This is a genomic window from Amycolatopsis sp. NPDC041971 (assembly GCF_055588925.1).
On the sequence record NZ_JBVJCE010000017.1, the window covers coordinates 126,622 to 147,404 of the forward strand.

Annotated in this window: 18 protein-coding genes; 13 read left to right on the forward strand and 5 right to left on the reverse strand. The window is 70.4% G+C overall.

Features of this window, described 5'->3' with window-relative positions:
• The first annotated feature begins 34 nt into the window (after positions 1 to 34).
• Together ACZ6DT_RS29725 and ACZ6DT_RS29730 are read left to right on the forward strand one after the other, a co-directional pair.
• Positions 35 to 703 carry an AzlC family ABC transporter permease gene (locus tag ACZ6DT_RS29725; protein WP_465601447.1) on the forward strand — a complete coding sequence of 223 codons (669 nt, stop codon included), beginning with the start codon at positions 35 to 37 and terminating at the stop codon, positions 701 to 703.
• Complete coding sequence (locus ACZ6DT_RS29730; protein WP_465601450.1) at positions 700 to 1,005, forward strand: AzlD domain-containing protein; 306 nt, start codon at positions 700 to 702, stop codon at positions 1,003 to 1,005. The genes ACZ6DT_RS29725 and ACZ6DT_RS29730 overlap by 4 nt, the downstream gene beginning before the upstream one ends.
• Here the strand turns inward: ACZ6DT_RS29730 and merB are convergent.
• Entirely contained in the window at positions 1,002 to 1,679 is a 678-nt protein-coding gene (gene merB / locus ACZ6DT_RS29735) for an organomercurial lyase (RefSeq protein ID WP_465601453.1), read from the reverse strand. The genes ACZ6DT_RS29730 and merB overlap by 4 nt on opposite strands.
• A gap of 136 nt (positions 1,680 to 1,815) precedes the next feature.
• Here merB and ACZ6DT_RS29740 point away from each other — a divergent pair, with 136 nt between their 5' ends.
• From ACZ6DT_RS29740 to ACZ6DT_RS29750, 3 genes are all read left to right on the forward strand, one after another.
• The gene (locus tag ACZ6DT_RS29740) at positions 1,816 to 2,700 is read left to right on the forward strand and encodes a methylenetetrahydrofolate reductase (RefSeq protein ID WP_465601455.1); all 885 of its coding nucleotides are present in this window, start codon (positions 1,816 to 1,818) and stop codon (positions 2,698 to 2,700) included.
• Positions 2,701 to 2,742: 42 nt separating this feature from the next.
• Complete coding sequence (locus ACZ6DT_RS29745; RefSeq protein WP_465601458.1) at positions 2,743 to 4,428, forward strand: DUF885 domain-containing protein; 1,686 nt, start codon at positions 2,743 to 2,745, stop codon at positions 4,426 to 4,428.
• An 853-nt stretch (positions 4,429 to 5,281) separates the two neighbouring features.
• Positions 5,282 to 6,163 (forward strand): DMT family transporter, encoded by an 882-nt coding sequence (locus ACZ6DT_RS29750; protein WP_465601461.1) that lies wholly within the window; start codon positions 5,282 to 5,284, stop codon positions 6,161 to 6,163.
• Here the strand turns inward: ACZ6DT_RS29750 and ACZ6DT_RS29755 are convergent.
• Together ACZ6DT_RS29755 and ACZ6DT_RS29760 are read right to left on the reverse strand one after the other, a co-directional pair.
• On the reverse strand, positions 6,160 to 6,723 hold the full coding sequence (locus ACZ6DT_RS29755; RefSeq protein WP_465601464.1) for a GNAT family N-acetyltransferase: 564 nt from the start codon (positions 6,721 to 6,723) through the stop codon (positions 6,160 to 6,162). The two genes, ACZ6DT_RS29750 and ACZ6DT_RS29755, sit on opposite strands and share 4 nt — an antisense overlap.
• The gene (locus ACZ6DT_RS29760; protein WP_465601467.1) at positions 6,720 to 7,250 is read right to left on the reverse strand and encodes a YbaK/EbsC family protein; all 531 of its coding nucleotides are present in this window, start codon (positions 7,248 to 7,250) and stop codon (positions 6,720 to 6,722) included. Before ACZ6DT_RS29760 ends, ACZ6DT_RS29755 begins: the two co-directional genes overlap by 4 nt.
• Positions 7,251 to 7,470: 220 nt before the next feature.
• On the opposite strand from ACZ6DT_RS29760, the gene ACZ6DT_RS29765 reads away from it, so the two are divergent.
• The 4 genes from ACZ6DT_RS29765 to ACZ6DT_RS29780 all read left to right on the forward strand — a co-directional run bounded on the left by ACZ6DT_RS29765 (position 7,471) and on the right by ACZ6DT_RS29780 (position 10,762).
• Entirely contained in the window at positions 7,471 to 7,953 is a 483-nt protein-coding gene (locus ACZ6DT_RS29765) for an SAV_6107 family HEPN domain-containing protein (RefSeq protein ID WP_007029300.1), read from the forward strand.
• A gap of 24 nt (positions 7,954 to 7,977) precedes the next feature.
• Positions 7,978 to 8,742, forward strand: coding sequence for a maleylpyruvate isomerase family mycothiol-dependent enzyme (locus tag ACZ6DT_RS29770; protein ID WP_465601469.1), 765 nt, complete (start codon positions 7,978 to 7,980; stop codon positions 8,740 to 8,742).
• A 155-nt stretch (positions 8,743 to 8,897) separates the two neighbouring features.
• Positions 8,898 to 9,581: a VOC family protein gene (locus ACZ6DT_RS29775; RefSeq protein ID WP_465601472.1), complete on the forward strand. Its 684-nt coding sequence runs from the start codon at positions 8,898 to 8,900 to the stop codon at positions 9,579 to 9,581.
• A 95-nt stretch (positions 9,582 to 9,676) separates the two neighbouring features.
• Complete coding sequence (locus ACZ6DT_RS29780) at positions 9,677 to 10,762, forward strand: GNAT family N-acetyltransferase (protein ID WP_465601475.1); 1,086 nt, start codon at positions 9,677 to 9,679, stop codon at positions 10,760 to 10,762.
• A 61-nt stretch (positions 10,763 to 10,823) separates the two neighbouring features.
• Here ACZ6DT_RS29780 and def read toward each other — a convergent pair whose 3' ends face one another.
• Positions 10,824 to 11,324 (reverse strand): peptide deformylase, encoded by a 501-nt coding sequence (gene def / locus ACZ6DT_RS29785; protein ID WP_465601477.1) that lies wholly within the window; start codon positions 11,322 to 11,324, stop codon positions 10,824 to 10,826.
• Between the two features lie 37 nt (positions 11,325 to 11,361).
• Positions 11,362 to 15,984 (reverse strand): ATP-dependent helicase, encoded by a 4,623-nt coding sequence (locus tag ACZ6DT_RS29790; RefSeq protein ID WP_465601714.1) that lies wholly within the window; start codon positions 15,982 to 15,984, stop codon positions 11,362 to 11,364.
• A gap of 347 nt (positions 15,985 to 16,331) precedes the next feature.
• On the opposite strand from ACZ6DT_RS29790, the gene ACZ6DT_RS29795 reads away from it, so the two are divergent.
• The 4 genes from ACZ6DT_RS29795 (at position 16,332) to ACZ6DT_RS29810 (ending at position 20,586) form a co-directional block, all read left to right on the forward strand.
• Positions 16,332 to 18,230, forward strand: coding sequence for an Hsp70 family protein (locus ACZ6DT_RS29795; protein ID WP_465601480.1), 1,899 nt, complete (start codon positions 16,332 to 16,334; stop codon positions 18,228 to 18,230).
• A gap of 207 nt (positions 18,231 to 18,437) precedes the next feature.
• Positions 18,438 to 18,632: a DUF3046 domain-containing protein gene (locus ACZ6DT_RS29800; protein WP_465601483.1), complete on the forward strand. Its 195-nt coding sequence runs from the start codon at positions 18,438 to 18,440 to the stop codon at positions 18,630 to 18,632.
• Positions 18,633 to 18,837: 205 nt separating this feature from the next.
• Positions 18,838 to 19,878, forward strand: a complete 1,041-nt coding sequence (gene recA, locus ACZ6DT_RS29805; RefSeq protein ID WP_101606377.1) for a recombinase RecA — start codon at positions 18,838 to 18,840, stop codon at positions 19,876 to 19,878.
• Between the two features lie 180 nt (positions 19,879 to 20,058).
• On the forward strand, positions 20,059 to 20,586 hold the full coding sequence (locus ACZ6DT_RS29810) for a regulatory protein RecX (protein WP_465601717.1): 528 nt from the start codon (positions 20,059 to 20,061) through the stop codon (positions 20,584 to 20,586).
• The last annotated feature ends 197 nt before the right edge of the window (positions 20,587 to 20,783 follow it).

Sequence of the window (20,783 nt, forward strand, 5' to 3'; positions counted from 1 at the left end):
GGTCAAACTCAGTTTAGCTTGTTAGTGTCCGGTCATGACAACGTTCCGGCGGCAGTATCTGTCCGGCGCCCGCGTCGGGCTCGGGCTGGGTGTCGCGACCTTCGTACTCGGCGTCACCTTCGGCGCGTACAGCCAGACCCTGGGCTGGGGGATCGCGGCCCCGATCGCCGCGTCGATCCTCGTGTTCTCCGGCTCGGCCCAGTTCGCGATGGCCACCGCGCTCGCGGGCGGCGGCAACATCGCCGTCGCGGTCGGCGCCGCGGCCCTGATCAACGCCCGGTTCCTGCCGATGGGCGCCGCCGTCGCCGCGGATCTGCGCGGAGGACGGTTGCGCCGAGCGTGGGAGGGTCAGGCCGTCGTCGACGGTTCGTGGGTGGCCGCCCACCTCGGCGAGGGGCGTTTCGATCGCGAAAAACTCATCGGCTGCACCCTCGTCCAGCTGCCCGCGTGGGTGCTGGGGACGGTGCTCGGCGTCCTGGCCGCGCCGCCGCCGGACGTCGTCGCGAGGTTCGGGCTCGACGTCGTGTTCCCCGGTTTCTTCCTGGTCCTGCTCATCGACGAACTGCGCCGTTCGCGCCAGGCGGTCCGGACCGCGGCGCTCGCCGCGTGCCTGGCCGGGATCCTGGTGCTGTTCGTCCCGGTCGGGCTCGCGCTGATCGGTGCGTCGGCGGCCGCGCTGGTGGGCTTGGGGGTGCGGCGATGACGCTCTGGATCGCCATCGTCGCCGTCGCGCTGGTCAGCATCGGCTTCAAGGCGGCGGGCCCGGTCCTGCTCGGCGACCGGACACTGCCGCCTCGAGTGGCGGGCGTGATCGCGTTGCTGGCGCCCGCCCTGCTGGCCGGTCTCGTGCTGACCGACGTGACCGGTCCGGCCTGGTCCGAGGTCGACTGGACGTTGTGCGCGGGGCTGGCCGCGATCGCGGTGACCTACGCGCTGCGCGTGCCGGTGCTCGCCGCGATCCTCTGCGGGGTCGTCGTCACCGCGGCCCTCCGGTTCCTGGTCTAGGCCCAGAACGGTCCGCTCAGCCCGGCGTGGGTGAAGTACGCGGCCGCGGCGGCCGGATCCCGGCGGGTGTAGCCGTGGTCGAGCCTGCCCTCGTACCAGCCTGCCGCGAGCCGCCACAACGTCGCCAGGTCCATGACGTAGCCCTTGTCCTGCCCCGTTTCCGCCAGCCAATCGTCCACACAGGACTCGCCGCAGAATAGGCGCTGGTTCCCGCAGGTGTGCACGACGTCGTCCCACATCCGGGCCGCCGGGACCAGGAAATGCGCGACCAGATCGCCCTGCGGCGGCACCTGGTCGTTCACCAGCAGGGCCCGCGGTTCGCCGCAGCCGCGGCAGCGCGTGGACACCAGCACCTCGGGTTCGGCCTTGACCAGATGCGGGATCGCGAACGCGTCCCACGCGCAGCCACCCCACCACAGCGTCCGCTCGCCCATCACCGAGAAACCCAGTGGGATGGCCGCGAACGGATGCGCCATCACGACGTGTTCGCATTCGTCGAGCACGAGATGCCGCCGCTGGGCGAGCCGGTGCAGCGCCTGTTTCGCCACCGCGAGCGATCCGTGGGCGGCGTCGGCCAGTTCCGGCGCCGTCGGTGGCCTCCCGTGCTCGGCGAACGCGCGGTAGACCGCGACGCGGACGTCCTCGTCCCAGCTGGTGTCGGTTTCGGCGCTCATGGCGGCTCCCTGTGCTCGTCATCGAGTCTCCCCAGGCAGGCGCCACTCGGCAACCGCTCGCGAGTGGCCGAGGTCGCATGCCCACAGCCTGAGAGGGGGCTCCCAGCCAGCGGACTTTCCCCCTTAACATGGCGGTATGACGTCGGTGGTCGAGCGGTTGCAGGGTGATGGACCCGTGTTCTCCATCGAGTTCTTCCCGCCTCGCGACGCGGCCGACGAGGCGGTCCTGTGGAAGTCGATCCGGGAACTCGAGCCGCTGGACCCGGCGTACATGTCGATCACCTATGGCGCGGGCGGCTCCAGCCGGGACGGCACGATCCGCAGCATCGCCCGCGTCGCCACCGAAACCACGCTGGTGCCGATGGCGCACCTCACCGCCGTGAACCACTCGGTCGCGGAACTGCGCAACGTCATCGGCTGGTACGCCGCCGTCGGCGTGCGGAACATCCTCGCGCTGCGCGGCGACCCGCCGGGCGACGTCTACGGCGACTGGGTCCCGCATCCGGACGGGCTCAACTACGCCGAAGAACTCGTGGAGCTGGTGCGTTCGCTCGGCGACTTCTGCGTCGGCGTCTCGGCGTTCCCGTACGGCCACCCGAGGTCGGCGAACCTCGAAGCCGACACCGAGTACCTCGTGCGCAAGCTGCGCGCGGGCGCGGATTTCGCGATCGCGCAGCTGTTCTTCGAGCCGGAAGACTTCCTCCGCCTGCGTGACCGCGTGGCGGCCACCGGCTGCGAGGCGCTGGTCATCCCCGGCATCATGCCGCTGACCACGCCGCGGACGCTGCACACGTCGATCAAGCTGTCCGGCGCGCCGGCGCCGCGGCGGCTGCTGGACCGGCTCGAACCGCTGGCCGAGGACCCGAAGGCCTTCCGCGCGGAAGGGATCGACGCGGTGACCGAACTGTGCGAGCGGCTCATCGCCGAAGGTGTCCCTGACCTGCACTTCTACACGTTCAACCGGTCCAAGGCCACGCGTGAGGTGGTCGGCAGGCTCGGACTGGTCCCGGCCCGGGCGTAACTCCGTACCGAAGTCGCCCGCCGTCCCGGTAGCGTGCCGGTCATGGCTTCAACCGCGCGAAGTGTGCACCAGATCTGTGACCGGTACGTCGACGAGTACGCTGCGGCCGACCCGGTCGCCGCGACGACGTTCGGCGTCTCCGGATACGACGACCGATTGACCGACTACTCGCCTGCCGGACACGCGGCCAGGGCCGCGATCGCCGCCCGCGCGCTGGCCGAGATCGAAGCGGCCGAACCCGCCGACGACGGCGAGCGCGCGGCCAAGGCGGTGTTCGCCGAGCGGATCGGGTTGCAGCTGGAGATCCACGAGGCAGGTCTCGACGTCGCGGCGCTGAACGTGATCGAAAGCCCCGTGCAGGAACTGCGCATGGTCTTCGACCTCATGCCCACCGACACCGCGGAGGACTGGGCGACGATCGCCGCCCGGATGGCGAAGGTGCCCGAAGCGCTCGACGGTGTCCGTGCCTCGCTGCTCGCGGCCGCTGACGACGGCCGGGTGTCGGCGTTGCGGCAGGTCGGCAAGGTCGCCGAACAGGCGGAAACCTGGGCAGGGTTGAAGGACGACGCCGGTTTCTTCGAGACACTGGTCTCGGGCGCGAAGGACGTCGACGAGAAGCTGCGCGCGGAACTCGCCCACGCCGCCCACGCCGCTCAGGAGGCGTACGCGGAGTTCGCCGGCTTCCTGCGCGCCGAACTCGCCCCGCTGGCGCCGGTCAAGGACGCCGTCGGCGCCGAGGTGTACGAACTGTGGTCCCGGCTGTTCACCGGAGCCGCCCTCGACCTGGACGAGGCCTACGCCTGGGGCTGGGCCGAATTCACCCGCATCGAGACGGAGATGCGGGAGGTCGCCGGCCGGATCAAACCCGGCGCCACCCTCGCCGAGGCGGCCGCCGTCCTCGACGCCGACCCCAAGTACGTCGTCCGCGGCCGGGACGAATTCCAGGCCTGGATGCAGAACCTGTCGGACAACGCGCTGAAGTCGTTGCGCGGCAAGCACTTCGACATCTCCGACCGGGTCATGGAGCTGGAGTGCAAGATCGCCCCGCCCGGCGGCACCGTCGGCGCGTACTACACCGGCCCGAGCGAGGACTTCTCCCGCCCCGGCCGCATGTGGTGGTCGCTGCCGCCGGGCCGGGACGAGTTCATCACCTGGCGTGAGGTCAGCACCGTCTACCACGAGGGCGCGCCGGGCCACCACCTGCAGATCGCGACCGCGGTCGACCAGTCGGACTCACTCGACAAGTACCAGCGGCTGCTGGCGTTCACCTCCGGGCACGCCGAGGGCTGGGCGCTGTACTCCGAACGGCTCATGGAGGACCTCGGTTTCCTCGCCGACGATGGCGAGCTGCTCGGCATGCTGTCCGAGCAGCTGTTCCGCGCCGCGCGCGTGATCGTCGACATCGGCATGCACCTGGAACTGGAGATCCCGGCGGGCACCGGCTTCCACGAGGGCGAGCGGTGGACGCCCGAGCTGGGCCTGGAGTTCATGCTCACCCGGACCGTCACCGACCCGGCCCACGTGCACGACGAGATCGACCGCTACCTGGGCTGGCCGGGGCAGGCGCCGTCGTACAAGCTCGGCGAACGCCTGTGGCTCGCCGCGCGTGACGAGGCCCGTGCCCGGCAGGGAGACGCCTTCGACATCAAGCAGTTCCACACGCGGGCGCTGGCGCTCGGCGGGATGGGGCTGGACACGCTGCGGGAGATGCTGGCCGCGCTGGACTGATCCGCTCCCGGTAGTGCCATGAACGGTCCGTTCCTTGCAAATTTCGCAAGGAACGGACCGTTCATGGCATCCGGAGGGGTTCTCCGGATGCGGGAGCCGGCCGAAGTCCGTGAAGGGCCCCTTGAGGGACCCTGAGTCCCTCAAGGGGTCCTTCACGGACTCGGCACATCACCGCGAGCCTCAGCGACACCATCGGCCACAGCGATGGCGTGTGAAGGCCCCGGTACATGAAGGACCCCTTCCTTGCGCCTGGGTCAGGGTCCGGCAAAGTCGCATAGCCGCTGGTCGGTGGCGTTCTTGGTGATTCGAACCGGACTTCCGGCGGGGGCGGATGGCAGGGTGTCTTGAGCGTCGAGTGTCCACAAAGGACACTGTCCGATCGCTGGATGTCCATTTGGTGCGTTATGTACGTTCTCGACCGGGGTCGCGACGCCCGAATCGGGCACTGTCGCCCCGAAAGCGTCCCTTGTGGACAGTCCAGAAGGCGTCAGCAGGCCATTGTGACGAGCCCGCCTCTGTCACCACAACACCCGCTGATCAGCGGTTATGCGACTTTGCCGGGGCCCCGGTCGCCTAAGTACAGGAAGGCCCCCTTCCTGTACCACCAGAACCCGAATCGCCACTCGCAACCACCGTGGCCCACCAAGTGCCGCAATTCACGTGCCCCCGCCCCGAAGCCTTGATACGTTCCCTGGCGTGCACCGGATCTTTCTCGTCACCCCACCGCCCGCTTCCTGAGCGGGGTGTCTCCGGCCGCGCGGCGTTCCAGCCGCCCGGCCGATCCGTGCTGCACTGAAGCACCCCGCGTCGTCGACGTCCTTTCCGACCGACACAGACGCAGGAGCGTTTCCCCATGTCCGTTGCCGTACCCACGCGCGCCCGATCGTCGGCCGCACTCGTCCTCGCCGGTGTTCTGTGGGGGACCGGTGGCCTCGCCGGATCCCTGCTCGCTTCCCGTGCGGGACTCCATCCGCTGAGCGTCGCCGCGTACCGGCTGCTCATCGGCGGCGTGATCGCCGCCGGCTACCTCTGGCTCACCGGGGGCCTCCGCGGCCTTCCCCGCACGACACAGGTCCGCCGTCGCCTCCTGGTGGTCGGCGGCTTGTTCGCCTTCTTCCAGACCAGTTACTTCGCCGCGGTCTCGTTGAGTTCCGTGAGCGTCGCGACGATGACCACCATCGGCAGCGCACCCGTTCTGCTCGCCGTCGCGACGGTCGTCAGGACCAAGAAACTCCCCACGCGGTGGACGGCGGTGTCACTGGCCGGATCCTTCGCCGGGCTCGCGCTGCTGCAGTGGACGCCCGGAGAAGAGGTCGACGCCGCCGGAGTGCTGTTCGCCCTGCTCGCCGCGGCCGGGTTCGCCGCGCTGACGCTGGTGACCGCGACCCGCGTCGAGGGGCTGGATCCGTTGCCCACCACGGCGTTCGGCTGTCTGATCGGTGGTGCCGCGCTCACCCCCGCCGCGTTGTGGTTCGGGATGGCCGTGCCGGTCCAGGCCGACGTGCTCGCGCTCGTCGTCTACTTCGGCGTCGTGCCCACGGCGCTGGCGTACGCCGCGTACTTCCGCGGTCTCGAAGGCGCGCATCCCGTGCTGGCCGCGTTGTCCGCCCTGCTGGAACCGTTGACCGCCGCGCTGCTGTCCATGGCCCTGCTCGGTGAACGGCTCGGCGCCGTGGGCTGGTGCGGCGCGGCGGTGCTCATCGCCGCGCTCGCCGTCGCCTACTCGAAACCCTAGAGCGGCAGCGTCCGGCCGAGGATCGCGAACGCCCGGGGATCCCCGGCGAAGTGGTAGTCCCGCAGCACATCGACGAAGCCGACGCGCCGGTACAGGTTCCAGGCCCGGCTGGTGCCCTCCGGCGTGGAAAGGAGGACGTGGGCGTTGGGCACGCCGTCGAGCAGCCGTCGCAGGAGGTCCTCGCCGATCCGCTTCCCCTGGTTTTCGGGGCTGACGTGGATTTCGGTGAGCTCGAAGTAGTCGGACATCCAATGCTCGGCGGCGGCCTGGCCCTCGCGGCGGGTCAGGCCGTGGCGGACCTGTTCGTGCCACCACTGGCCGCCACGGCCCTTGTAGCCGTAGGCGAGCCCGAGCAGGACGCCGTCCGCGTCGAGCGCGGCCATGCAGCGCCAGCCTTCGCGCAGCGCGTGCGTGAGCCACATCGGTGCGCGTTGCTCGGCCGTGCCTTCGGGGTAGCGCATGGCGTCGACGTAGATGGTCAGCGCCTCGGGGAGCCGGGCGCGGAACTCGTCCGCGGACAGCTGGACGTAGCGGGTGCATTCCGAGGACATCGCGGTCACGGGCGCCCATCCTGCCCGTCGCCCGCGACGTCCGCGGGAGTGCCCCCGGTCAGCGCGACGAGGCGAGCGAACGTCGTGGGGTACACCGACTTCGGGTGCCCGGCGGCGGCCCAGACGACGTCGTGGGCGCTTAACGCGGTGTCGACGAGGGTGGGCAACGCCTTCGGGTGACCGACCGGGGCGACGCCGCCGATCGGCTGCCCGGTGTGCGCGCGGACGAAATCCGCGTCCGCCTTGCCGATCTCGTCGGCGCCGGTCAGCGCGGCCAAAAGATCGGTGTCGGCGCGGTGCGCGCCCGAGGTCAGGGCGAGCAGGGCCGTTTCCGTCCCGCCGGTGCGGCCGCGGAACACGAGGCTGTTCGCGATCGCGCCGACCTCGACACCGAGCGCTTCGGCGGCCTGCGCGGCCGTGCGGACTTCGGCGGGGAGGATCCGGATCCCGTCCGCGGCGTCCTGCTGTCCCGCCTCGGCGAGCGCGGCCGCGACCTTGGCCACCGAGGGATGCCCGGACTGGTCGATGGTGCTCATGAGCCTATGAGATCACGTGGCCGATCCCGTGTCCCGCACCACATGCGGCGATCACCCCGGTATGGGGTTGAGGAAAGGGCATTTCGGGGTTACATTGGTCTTGTTCGAACAGACGTTCGACATTCGGTGAGCGCGCACCGGTAGGTGCCCGGCGCGGGGGCGGGGGAAGCGCCTCGGCGCCGGGCACCGGCCGGCGCTCACGTACAGGAGGAGGGTCGTCATGTCCGTTTCGGTCGTGTCCCCTGACGAAGCCGAGAGGCCGGGGGGCACCGCGCAGCCCGCCCTGCCGATGTCGTTGCGCCCGCCGGCACCACCCGCGGCGGTCTCCTTGTACGCACAGGCGAGGCGGGGTCTCGCCGAGGCAGAGCGGGAAAACGATCCCGCGGAGCGGTTCATCGGGGCGTATCTCGCCGCGCTGCGGGGCGCAGCGGCGGTACTGGAGGCTCGCGGCCGTCCGCACCGGGGCCGTGCCCGGCCGGCGAGCGGCTGGGTGCTGCTCGACTCCGTCGCGCCCGAATTGAAGGAGTGGGCGGCGTTCTTCGCGGCCAACTCCGCGACGCGGGCCGCCGCGCAGGCGGGGATCACCGGCAAGGTCACCGTCGAACTGGCGGACGAGCTGACGCGGGCCGCCACGGTGTTCCTGGAACTCGTCCGACGGGTGGTGCACGGGCTGCCGATGGGTGATTCGGCGCATGTGGCCTGAGTCGCCATGGAGAGGGGGTGCCCGATGGCCGGGCAGGCCATGATCGACCAGGGCAGGTTCCTGGAGGTGATCGGCGCCGAAACCGAGCTGATGGCTCAGGTGGCGCACACCGCGTCCGCCGACGCGCCGGTCCCGACCTGCCCCGGCTGGACACTCGGTGAGGTCCTCCGGCACGTGGGCAGCGTGTACCGGGTCACCCGCCGCTGGATCATCGACGGACGGCGTCCCGAGCACTGGCAGCGCAAACCGGGGCCCACGCAGTCGCTGGAGGAGTACTTCCGCGAGGGCCGGGACGAACTCGTCGCCGAACTGTCCGCGCACGACCCGGAGGAACTGGCGCCGACCTGGTGGCCGGCGGACCGCAGCTACGGGTTCTGGCGGCGGCGGATGGCGCACGAGACGACGATCCACCGGATCGACGCGGAGAGCGCCGCCGGCCGGGAAGTGTCGGTGCTCCCCGAAGACCTGGCACTCGACGGGATCGACGAGGCGCTGGTGCTCTGGTTCGGCCAGCGGCTGCCGTTGCTGGGTCTGTCCGGCACCAAGACCGGATCGGTCGGCGTGCGCACCGCGGGCCACCACTGGATCGCCAGAGCCGGGCCCACGGAGACGGTCGCCTGGCGATGCTCGGCCGAGGAGGCCCAGCGCGCGGACGATCTGATCACCGGGCATCCGGACAAGATCTACCGCTGGCTCTGGGGCCGGGCGGGTCCGATGGCGGTGACGGTCAGCGGAGATCAGGACATGGCGGGACAACTTTGGGCCCTTCTGCGGCTCGCGACCCGATGACCGGTCGGTGGGGAAGCCAAACCGGTCAGCGCCAGTCGGCGGAGCCGAAGATGTGCCTGAAAGCGACCGAACGCGTGAACCCGCGTCCGCGATCGCGGACGCGGGTTCACCTACAAGACTCGGAAGTGTCGGTGGTGCCGTCTAGATTCTCAGGTGTGGCAGCACAGCTGGTGAACCTGGTCTTCGACTCGGCCCTTCCCAGAGATCTGGCGGGTTTCTGGGAAGGGCTGTTCAGCTGGGACGCCCCGTTTCAACCGGCGTTCCGCTCCGAGGCGGTCCGCAAACGGGGCAAGAACCGGCTGCACCTGGATCTGGCGAGCCGTTCGCCCGGCCACCAGACCGAACTGGTGGACCGTGCGCTGTCCCTCGGCGCACGGCACATCGACATCGGCCAGGGCCCGCCGGAGGAGAAGCGGGTGCCGTGGGTGGTGCTCGCGGACCCCGAGGGCAACGAGTTCTGCGTCCTCGAACCGCGCGAACAGTACGAGAGCGCCGGCGCGATCGCCTCGGTCGTCACCGACGCCCTCGACCCGGAGCGGCTCGCGCAGTTCTGGGCAGCCGCCCTGGGCTGGGAGATCGGCGTCCGTGAGGGAACGGTCGTGGGTCTGCGGCCACCGGGCGGCCGCGGCCCGTGGGTCGAGTTCCTCGCCACAAAAGAGGCGAAGAGGCACAGGAACCGGCTGCGGTTCGAGATCGCGCCAAGGCGAGGCAAAAGCCGGGCGGCCGAAGTCCGGCGCCTGCGGGAGCTCGGCGCGACAGGGCAGGGTTCGGCGATACAAGGTGCCGTGGCCATGGTGGATCCGGAGGGCAACGAGTTCAGCGTGCTCACCCCCCGCTAGTTGTTTCGCCGGGGTTGCGCGAGGGCGTCGAACGCTGACCTGAGCGAAACACCCGCGCCGTGGGCAGGCAACATCCGGCCGGGACCGTGGAGGTCATGGAGACCTATCGAATCCGGCCCGTCCAGATCCACCCCGGTGAAGAGACAACGACCGCGTCGGCTTGGCGGGTCCGGATCCGCGTGGACGACCGGCCGGGCACCCTGGCCAGGATCGCGATCCGGCTGGCCGACCTCGAGTGCAACATCCTCGGGCTGTCGGTGCTTCCGGTGCCCGGCGGCGTGCTCGACGAGATCGTCCTGCGGCCGGCCACCGGTCTGCCGCGGCAGCTGCTCGTCGACGCGATCCGCGACGAAGGATGCGAATGCTCCGCCGTCATCGACGCGGATCTGGCCGAACTGGTCGATCCGGCCACCGCGACGTTCACTGCGGCCAAGAGAGCCGTCGAGGAGCCCAGTGGCCTCGCGGAGGTCCTTCGCGGTGTCCTCGCGGCCGACGTCGTCACGAAGGTCCCGTCGATCGAGGCGAACCCGGCCCGCACGGAGGGCGGGCACCGGGCGGTGTTCCCGGCGGGGGACGGCACCGCGTTCGTCGCGCGCCGCCGGTGGTCGCCGTTCGTCGAACTGGAGCTGAGCCGCGCCGTCGCACTGACCGGGCTGATGACCGCCGTCCGCGACAACGTGACCGGTCCGGTCGTGCTCGACCGGGCCGACGGCGCCGCGATCGTCCTGCGCACGGGTGTCCCCGGTGACGCGGAAGCGGTGTCGGCGCTGCACCAGAGATGCTCGATGACAACGCTTTTCCATCGCTACCACACAGGGATGCGCGCCGTGCCGCGCCGCTGGCTGCACCGGCTCCTGATGCCGCCGCGGGGGAGCAGCCTGCTCGCGGTCTGCGGCCGTGACGTGATCGGTTTCGGGCAACTGATCCCGTCGGCCGACACCGGCGCGGCCGAAGTCTCGCTCCTGGTCGAGGATTCCTGGCAGCACCAAGGCATCGGCACCGCCCTGCTGACCAGGCTCGCCGTCCTCGCCGCCGCCAAGGGAGTGCGCGAACTCGCCGCCGTCTGCCTACCCGGCGACGATTCCCTCTATCGCACCGCCGCCCGCGCGGGGCTCCGCCCCGAACGTGCCCCCGGCGACTCCGGCACCCTGCGCCTCACGCTTCCCCACCCCCGCGTTTAGTCCTCTGGATGCGGTAGTTCGCACTCCCGACCACCGCGTTCAGAGGACGAAATGCGGGAGGTCAGCGGTTCCAGAACCAGTCTTTGCCGCGGGCCTCGCCCAGTGCGCGCTTCTTGCGTTCGGGGGCGAGCCGATCCAGGTAGAGCTTGCCGTCGAGGTGGTCGATCTCGTGCTGCAGGCACTGGGCGAGCACTTCGACGCCTTCGACCTCGATGGGATTGTTGCGCAGGTCGACACCTCGCACCACCGCGCGCTTCGCGCGGACGACCGGGAACCACAGTTCCGGCACGGACAGACAGCCCTCGCCGATCTCATGCGTCTCTTCGGACAGTTCGACGATCTCGGGGTTGATCACGTATCCGCTCAGCCCGTCGACGTCGTAGCTGAACACCCGCAGGCCGACCCCGATCTGCGGCGCCGCGAGCCCAGCGCGTCCGGCCGGTCTCACCCCGTCCATGAGATCGGTCACCAGCGACTCGATCTTCTTGTCGAATGTCTTGACCGGGTCGCATACGGTCTTGAGCACGGGATCCCCGAAGTAGCGCAGGTCGCGCATCACCATGTTCGAACGTCCTTCTCCGCAGGTCTGAGCCGCGATTCTAGGCCCGCAGGCGCAACCCCTTGGGAGTCGCCCGGAATCCCGCCTCCTGGAGCACGGTGGAAAGCTCCGAGGTGAGTGCCACTTCGCCGTCGGCCTTCTGCACCGCGAGCTGACCCAGCCAGCCTTCCCGCACCGCCGTGGACAGTGCGCGCGCGGCCGCCCGCAACGTCTCCTGGTCCTCGGTGAAACTCAGCAGCGACCGGCCGCCGCGTTCGACGTACATCGCCGGGACGCCGTCCACGAGCACCGCCAGCGCGCCCGCCTTCCGTGCCGGACGGTGCTTCGGGTCGCCTGTCGCGGCAGGCCACGGCAACGCGGCGCCGTAGGGCTGGGCCGGGTCGGCGGCGGCGAGTACGACGGCGCCCTCCGTGGTGGTGCGCTGGTTCCCGGATTGCGCGCGCAGCCTGTCGACCGCGCCCTTCGCCGCGAACTGCGCCGCGCCGAGCCCCTCGACCACGTAACCGCGGACGACCTGGCCCGAATCCTCCATTCCGCGCAAAACCTTGTAGATCCCGGAAAATCCGCCCGTCACCCGCTCGGTGTCGAGCGCACCCCTGGTGAGGACGCCGTGCCGTTCCAGGAACGCCTCCGTCCGGGCGAGCGCGCGTCTGGTCGGATCCGGTGCGCGGTCCGGGGTGAGCGCCCAGCGCCCCGCGACCGTCGGGGGACCGGTGCGCGAAGGCATCGCCGGTCGTCCGGCCCGAAGCCGCGCGTACCGGCCACGAGGAGCTTGCCGTCGTGGCTTGTGCGCCGCGCCGGAACCGGAGACCTGCGCCCGCAACGGGCCCAGTGTGTCCCCGGTGACCAGTCCGGCCCACACGAGGTCCCACAGTGCGGCAACGACTTCGCCGTCGTTGGGCGGGGTTTCGACCAACGGCGACGCCCGGTCCACGAGCTGGCGGAAGAACTGCGCCCCACCCTCCAAAGTGGACAGGATCGCCTGGTGCAACGGCCCGGAGGGCAGATCGTCGTCGAGGTCGGGCAGCAGCAGATCGGCGACGTCCGCCGGCGCGAGCGCCAGCCAACCGTCCCCGCCGGACAGGGAACCGCAGCCGCACCAGGTGACCTCGCCCGCCGTGGTGAGTTCGTCCAGCAGCGAAGGGGTGTAACCGGGCAGCCTGCTCGGCAGGATCAGTGACTCGACGGCGCTCGCCGGGAGCGGGGCACCGGCCAGCTGCTCGACCACGGACAGCACGTCGTCCGCCGTCGGCGCCGACCGCACACGCGCGCCGATGCCGTGCCACGACGGCAGGAACCGGCCCAGCGCCGCCGGTTCGACCGGTTCCACCTCGGCCCGCAGCCGGGCCAGCGACGCCCGCCTGAGCCTGCGCAGCACCGACGCGTCGCAGAACTCCATTCCGACGCCGTGGGTCTCCGGATGCCCGATCGGGCTCAGCTCGCCCCGGACCAGCCTGCCTTGCGCGGTCAGCCTGTCCAGCACACCCGTGACCACGGCAGCGCCGAGTCCGAACCTTTCGGCGGCCTGGCGGGCGCTGAACGGGCCGCGGCTGCGCGAATAGCGCGACAGCAGGTCGCCGACCGGATCGTCGACCGGTTCGGTGAACGCCTCCGGCACGCCGACCGGTAGCGCGGTGCCCAGCGCGTCCCGCACCCGGCCCGCGTCCTCGATGGCGATGAAGCGTTCGCCGCCGCCGATGCGGACCCGGAGCACCCGCCGCGCGGCTTCCAGTTCCGCCAGCCAGTCCCGCTGGATGCCGCGCGCGGCGGCTTCCTCGATCGAGAGATCCCCGAGGAACCGCAACAGATCCGCGGCTTCCTCGGCGTTGCGGGCGTGCCTGTCGGGATCGAGCCGTTGCAGTGAACGCTCGACTTCGGCGACGACCTCGGCGTCCAGCAGCTCCCGGATCGCCTCGGTGCCGAGCAGTTCGGCCAGCAGCGTCGAATCCAGCGCCAGCGCCGCCGCGCGCCGTTCCGCGAGCGGGGCGTCGGTCTCGTACAGGAACATCCCGACGTAGCCGAAGAGCAGGCTGCGCGCGAACGGGGACGCCGACGGCGTCTCGACCTCGACCAGCTTGACCTTCCGCGACCGGACGTCGGCCATCAGTTCGCGCAGCCCGCCGACGTCGTACACGTCCTGCAGGACTTCCCGCATCGCCTCCAGCACGACGGGGAACCGCTCGTACTTGGCCGCGACCGAAAGCAGCTGCGACGCGCGCTGCCGCTGCTGCCACAGCGGCGTGCGGCGGCGCGGATCCCGGCGGGGAAGCAGCAGCGACCGCGCCGCGCATTCCCGGAACCGTGCGGCGAACACCGCCGAACCGCCGACCTCGGCGACGATCAGCTGCTCGACCTCCTCCGGATCGAGCAGCACGTCGTCGACGCCGATGGTGATTTCCGAGCCCTCGGCGTCCAACGCCTCCGGCAGCCGCAGCACGATGCCGTCGTCGGAATGCGCCACCTGGGCGTCGACCCCGCGGTTCTCCCGCAGCCGGGCCGCGATCGCGAGCGCCCACGGCGCGTTGACCTGAGCACCGAACGGCGAGTGCAGGATGACCCGCCAGTCACCGAGTTCGTCGCGGAAGCGTTCCAGCAGCACGGTCTTGTCGTTCGGCACATGCCGCGTGGCGGACTTCTGTTCTTCCAGATAGGCCAGCAGGTTGTCGCACGCGTACTCATCCAGTCCGGCGACGGCAGCGCGCTCCCTGGCCACCGAAGGCTCCGAAGTGGACAGTTCGCGGACGAACGCGCCCAGCGCCCGCCCCAGTTCCAGCGGGCGACCGGGGGCGTCGCCCTTCCAGAACGGCATCCGCGCGGGCTCACCCGGCGCGGGCACCACGAGCACGCGGTCATGGGTGATGTCGGTGACCCGCCAGGAAGAGGTGCCGAGCAGGATCGTGTCCCCGACGCGGGATTCGTAGACCATTTCCTCGTCGAGCTCGCCCACCCGCGACCCGGGTTTGTCGTCGGCGCCCGGGGTCATCACGGTGAACAGGCCGCGATCGGGGATCGTGCCGCCGGAGGTGACCGCCAGCCGCTGCGAACCCGGACGGCCGTGCAGTTCGCCGCTGACCCTGTCCCAGGTGATCCGGGCGCGCAGCTCCCCGAACTCCTCGCTGGGGTACCGGCCGGCGAGCATGTCGAGCACCGCCATCAGCGCGTCGTCCGGCAGCGACGCGAACGGCGCCGCGCGGCGGGCGAGCGCCGCCACCTCGTCGACGGTCCACGATTCGAGCGCCACCATCGCCACGATCTGCTGCGCGAGCACGTCGAGCGGGTTCCGCGGGTACCGCACCGCCTCGATCGCCCCGGACGCCATCCGTTCCGCGACCACGGCGCAGGAGACGAGGTCGCCCCGGAACTTCGGGAACATCACCCCGCTGGAGACCGCGCCGACCTGGTGCCCGGCCCGGCCGACCCGTTGCAGCCCCGAAGCGACCGTCGGCGGCGCCTCGATCTGCACGACGAGATCGACCGCGCCCATGTCGATGCCCAGTTCCAAGGACGACGTCGCCACGACACAGGCGAGACGGCCGGTCTTGAGCTCCTCTTCGACGTGGGTGCGCTGCTCGCGCGACATCGAGCCGTGGTGCGCCCGCGCGATCACCGGCGCCGCGCCGGTGGTGAGCCCGGACTGGCCGATCGCCTCGGCCGGATACCGCTGATCCGGCTCCAGTTCGGACTGTTCCGCCACGAGTTCGTTGAGCCGCGCGGTCATCCGCTCGGTGAGCCGCCGCGAGTTGGCGAACACGATCGTCGACCGGTGCGCCTGGATCAGTTCGAGGACCCGCTCCTCCACCGCGGGCCAGATCGACGGCCGCCGCGGTGCGCCGTCGATGTCCTCGAGCGAGCCGGGGAGCCGGGCGAGGCCAGCGTCGAGGTCTTCGTTCTGCTTCGGCCCTCGAGGACCGTCGAGATTGGACATGTCCTCGACAGGGACCTCGACGCGGACCTCGATCGTCTTCGCGAGCTTCGGCTGGACGATGGTGACCGGTCTGCCGCCCGCCAGGAACGAGGCGACCTCGTCGATCGGCCGGACCGTCGCCGACAACCCGATCCGCTGGGCGGGCTTCTCCAGAAGGGCGTCGAGCCGCTCCAGTGACAACGCCAGATGCGCACCGCGTTTGCCGCCGGCGACCGCGTGCACCTCGTCGATGATCACCGTCTCCACACCGCGCAGTGAGTCACGCGCGGAGGAAGTGAGGATGAGGAACAGCGACTCCGGTGTGGTGACCAGCACGTCCGGCGGTGTCTTGCCGAACGAGCGCCGCTCGGCGGCGGTGGTGTCGCCCGTTCGCATGCCGACCTCGATGTCCGGCACCGGCAGCCCCAGCCGCCGCGACGCCTGCGAGATGCCGGCCAGCGGGGCCCTCAGGTTGCGCTGAACATCGACCGCCAGCGCCTTCAGCGGCGAGACGTAGAGGACGCGGCAGCGTTTCCGCGGCTCGGACGGCGGCGGCTCGACCGAGAGCCTGTCCAGTGCCCAGAGGAACGCCGAGAGCGTCTTACCGGAGCCCGTGGGGGCCACGACCAGCGCATGTTCCTTCGCATACGCGGCACGCCACGCCCCTTCCTGCGCGCGGGTGGGCGCGGCGAAGGCCCCGGTGAACCAGTCCCTGGTCGCGGGGGAGAAGAGGTCGAGTACGTCTGCCACGCCCTCCATAGTGCGCCGGACCACCGACAGTTTCGCTCCGAGCCCTGATCGGCGGAGCTGAGATGGACCTGTCAACAGGACCGAACGTGTGAACCCGCCACGGCCGAAGGCCCCGCTATCGCGGTGGCAGGGCGCCCGAGAAGATCAGCTTTACCTCGATGACCAGGCTGCGTCCTGCCGACGTCGATCGCGGATGCGGGTTCACCAACAGACACGGAGCCCTTCGAGACGGCCCGGTCGGGGACGAGTTCGGCGGGTTCCGCACTTACGGTGACCTCGCTCATGGGAGCATCACGGCCAGCGCGACCGGATCAGAGCTGGGGCGGTCGCCGTTCGTCTGTGAAGGGGTAAGTGCTGTGCGGATCCTGTCGGTGGACCTCGGGACGTCCAACACCGTGGCCGTCCTTTCGGCGCACGGGAGGCCGCCGCGGGTGGTCGAGGTCGACGGTTCGGCCAACATGCCGTCCGCGGTGTTCGCCACCGAGGACGGCACGATCATGGTCGGCCGGGACGCCGAACGCCGGGCCCGGCTCGACCCGACCCGCTTCGAACCCAACCCCAAACGCCGTATCGACGAGCAGACGCTCCTGCTCGGCACCGACGTCATCCCGGTCACCGAGGTGCTGGCCGCGATCCTGCGCCGCGTCCTCGACGAGACCACCCGCCAGCTCGGTGGCGAACTGCCCGACGAGGTCCGGCTCACCCACCCCGCGCAGTGGGGCCAGACGCGCCGCAACGTGCTGTTGTCCGCCGCCCGGCTCGCCGGAATGGGCGGCAACCTGGTGCTCGTCCCCGAGCCGGTCGCCGCGGCGGCGCATTTCGCGTCGTTCCCCGGCAAGACGCTCGCGCCCGGCCAGGCACTTGCCGTGTACGACCTCGGCGCGGGCACCTTCGACGTCGCGATCGTCGGCGCGACCCCGAACGGCGGCTTCACCGTCGTCGCCGAGGACGGCCTTCCCGACCTCGGTGGCCTCGACGTCGACCAGGCGCTGCTGGTGCACGTCGGCCGTGAGGTCTCGCACAAGGACCCCCAGCGCTGGCAGCGGGTCCTGCGGCCCGAGTCCACTCCGGACCGTCGTACGCGACGCGCGCTGCAGGAGGACGTGAAGGCGGCGAAGGAAGCCCTCTCGCGGCACCCGCAGACCGAGGTCCCGATGCCGGAGCCGTTCGAGGACGTCCTCGTCACGCGAGGCGAACTCGAGGCGCTGGTGCGGCCGTCGATGCTGCGCAGTGTCGAGCTGGTGGCGCGCGTCGTCCGCTCGGCGGGGATGACCCCGGACCGGCTCGCCGGCATCTACCTCGTCGGCGGTTCGAGCCGTCTCCCGCTGGTCGGCAGCCTGATCGCGGAGAAGCTCGGCGTCGTCCCCGGCAGCCTCGACCAGCCGGAGACCGCGGTCGCGCTCGGCGCCCAGCACGTCGCTTCCGACGGCATCAGCTCGCGTACGCAGGGTGTCGAAGGTCAGGTCGCGGCGGGAACCGGTGCGCACCCCGGCGTTTCGGGTCCGTACGCGCCACCGCAGCAGGTCGCGTCGATCCCCGGTTACCAGTCCGGCCCCGGCCAGTCCGGCGGTTTCCCGCAGTCGGGCTACCCGAACAGCGGCCCGCAGCAGGTGCAGCAGCCCGCGCCGGCGAACTTCCCGACGTACTCGCTGTCCGGGCAGACCACCGGGGACAAGGCGCCCGCGAGCAAGAAGAAGCCGCTCGTCATCGGCGCCATCGTGGCCGTCGTCGTGCTGATCGCCGCCGGGCTCACCTACTTCCTGACGTCCTCGTCGGTGACGACCTACACCGCCGAGGAGTGCAAGGTGCCCGGCGCGGCCGACGACAAGGGCCTCACCGGCTGCCTGCGCCAGCTCGCCGGGAAGATCGCCGACACCGGTGACTGCAAGCCCGGCATGGGCAACGGGCCGGCGAAACCGGCGGAGGACCTCGGTGTGACGTCGACCTGCTCCGCCCCGGGCCGCGCCGGCACCCAGGTGACCTATCTGCAGAGCGACTCCGCGGACAAGCTCAAGGCCTACACCGACGGACTGCTCAAATCGGCCGGTGGGGACCGCACCGAGGCCAAATGGGTGGGCAACGCCCTGGAAGGCCAGTACTCCTCGGCCGCCGGGCGGAACGCCGCGGTACTGGTGTTCACCGTGACCGACCGGCCGCTGGTCGGTTTCATCTACCAGGTCCCGGCCGAAGGACAGAACCCGACGCCCGGCGAACTGGCCGATTACTTCGAAAAGAGCGTTCAGCCGGGCGAGTGATCCCCGCTCTTCACGCGGAGGAGTTAGGTGGCTCGTTCGGTGTCCCCGATGTGGCGTTGGCGGCGCTGAGCGTCCCCAATGCCACATCGGGGACGTCCTGGCCGGCATCGAGCCCCACATCCAAGCCACCTCGGCCTTCGCGGAGCTCAGCCGAGGGAAGGGGGCCTTCGCGCGTTTCGTGTCCGAGGCGGGGCTAGACTTCACTTGATGCGTATCACGGTCTTCCGGCGGCTGATGGCCGACGAATTCGGTCCGGGACGTGCGGAAACCCTCTCCAGGGATCACGTCTTCGGCGAGCTCGGGGGCCGGACAGTCGAACAGGCCCTCGACGCGGGAACCTCGGCCAAAGACGTCTGGCGCGCGGTCTGCGAGACCTTCGAGGTCCCGCCGGAGCGGCGCTGACCTCGGCGAAGGGCGAGAACTTCAGCGCGACGGCGTGTCGGCCAAGGTCTCGAACACACGTTCGTCTATGGTGTTGTCCACAACGGGGTCAGCGATCCACAGCTTGGGCGCGAGGCCTGGAATTGTCGGTGGTCGCCCGTAGCGTCGGACCCGACAGCTCAGAACCGAAACAAGCCTTATCGGCTCAACCAACGAGGTGGACTCCATGGCACCAGCAGCACCCGACAAGGACAAGGCGCTCGAACTGGCCCTCGCCCAGATCGACAAGCAGTACGGCAAGGGCTCGGTCATGCGCCTCGGTGAAGAGGGCCGTGTGCCGATCGAGGTCATCCCCACCGGTGCCATCGCGCTCGACGTCGCGCTCGGGATCGGTGGCCTGCCCCGCGGCCGGGTCATCGAGATCTACGGTCCGGAGTCCTCCGGTAAGACCACCGTCGCGCTGCACGCGGTCGCCAACGCGCAGCGGAACGGCGGCATCGCCGCGTTCATCGACGCGGAGCACGCGCTGGACCCGGATTACGCCCAGAAGCTCGGCGTCGACACCGACGCGCTGCTGGTCTCCCAGCCGGATACCGGTGAGCAGGCGCTCGAGATCGCGGACATGCTGATCCGCTCCGGCGCGCTCGACATCCTGGTCATCGACTCGGTCGCCGCGCTCGTGCCGCGCGCCGAGATCGAGGGCGAGATGGGTGACAGCCACGTCGGTCTCCAGGCCCGGTTGATGAGCCAGGCGCTGCGGAAGATGACCGGTGCGATGAGCAATTCCGGCACCACCGCGATCTTCATCAACCAGCTGCGCGAGAAGATCGGCGTCATGTTCGGCTCCCCGGAGACCACGACCGGTGGTAAGGCGCTGAAGTTCTACGCGTCGGTCCGTCTGGACGTCCGCCGGATCGAGACGCTGAAGGACGGCGGCGAGCCCGTCGGCAACCGCACCCGGGTCAAGGTCGTGAAGAACAAGGTCGCGCCGCCCTTCAAGCAGGCCGAGTTCGACATCCTGTACGGGAAGGGCATCTCCCGCGAGGGCTCGCTGATCGACATGGGTGTCGACCAGGGCATCCTGCGCAAGTCCGGCGCCTGGTACACCTACGAGGGCGACCAGCTGGGGCAGGGCAAGGAGAACGCGCGCAAGTTCCTGCTCGAGAACCCGGACATCGCCAACGAGGTCGAGAAGCGCATCAAGGAGAAGCTCGGCATCGGTGCCGTTGTCGACGCCGAAGCCGCCCCCGCGCCGGTCGACTTCTAGGGGGAGTTACGGGATCTAGGTGAGTGTGCTCGCGGAGAGCGCTCGCCCTGATCCCTTCGCCGTGCCTTCCGGGGGTCGGCCCCCGGGTCCCCACCAAGGGGCAGCCCCCTGGCCTCCAGGGCTCGGGTGCCGATTCGTTGTGGACTTCTGAGGAGTGATAGCCAGATGCGTGCGCCCAAAGTGGATCCGGCGGAGCTGCCGCCGGACGAGCGGAGGAAGAAGGCCAAGGAGATCTGCTTCGATCTCCTGGCCGCGCGCCCGCGCTCCACGGACGAACTGCGTCAGGCCCTCAAGCGCAAGGGCTTCGACGAGGAGACGACGGAGACCCTGCTCGGTAAGCTGGACCAGGCAGGGCTCATCAACGACGCCGAGTTCGCCGAGATGTGGGTTCGTTCCCGCCATGCCAACATGGGCCTGGCACGGAACGCCCTCGTAGCCGAGCTGAAACGCAAAGGAATCGATGGGGATATCGCCGTCCAGGCCGCCGACGAGGTGGACCGAGAGGCAGAGGAGCAGCGCGCCCGAGAGCTGGTACGGAAGCGCATGCGCTCCTTGGGCAACGTCGACGAGCAGACGGCGATCCGCCGCTTGCTGGGCATCCTCGCCCGCAAGGGCTATCCCCAGGGGCTGGCCTACACCGTGATCCGCGACGAACTCCGCGAGTTCGGCGCCGAGTCGGCGCTCCTGGACGACGCCGCCCTCGACTGAGACACCTTCACCTGGGTTGCTCACCGGCCGTGCGGGCCTGCCTGTCCGCCGGCCGGTGTTTCGCGTTCCAGAGGCTCGGGGGGGGGGGGGGGGGGGGGGGGGAAGGCAACCAACGCCGAAAAACACCGACACCCGTAGGCTCGCCCGTGCCGCCAAGCCAGGGGGAGAGAGATGCTTAGGCCCTGGGGTGGGCGGGT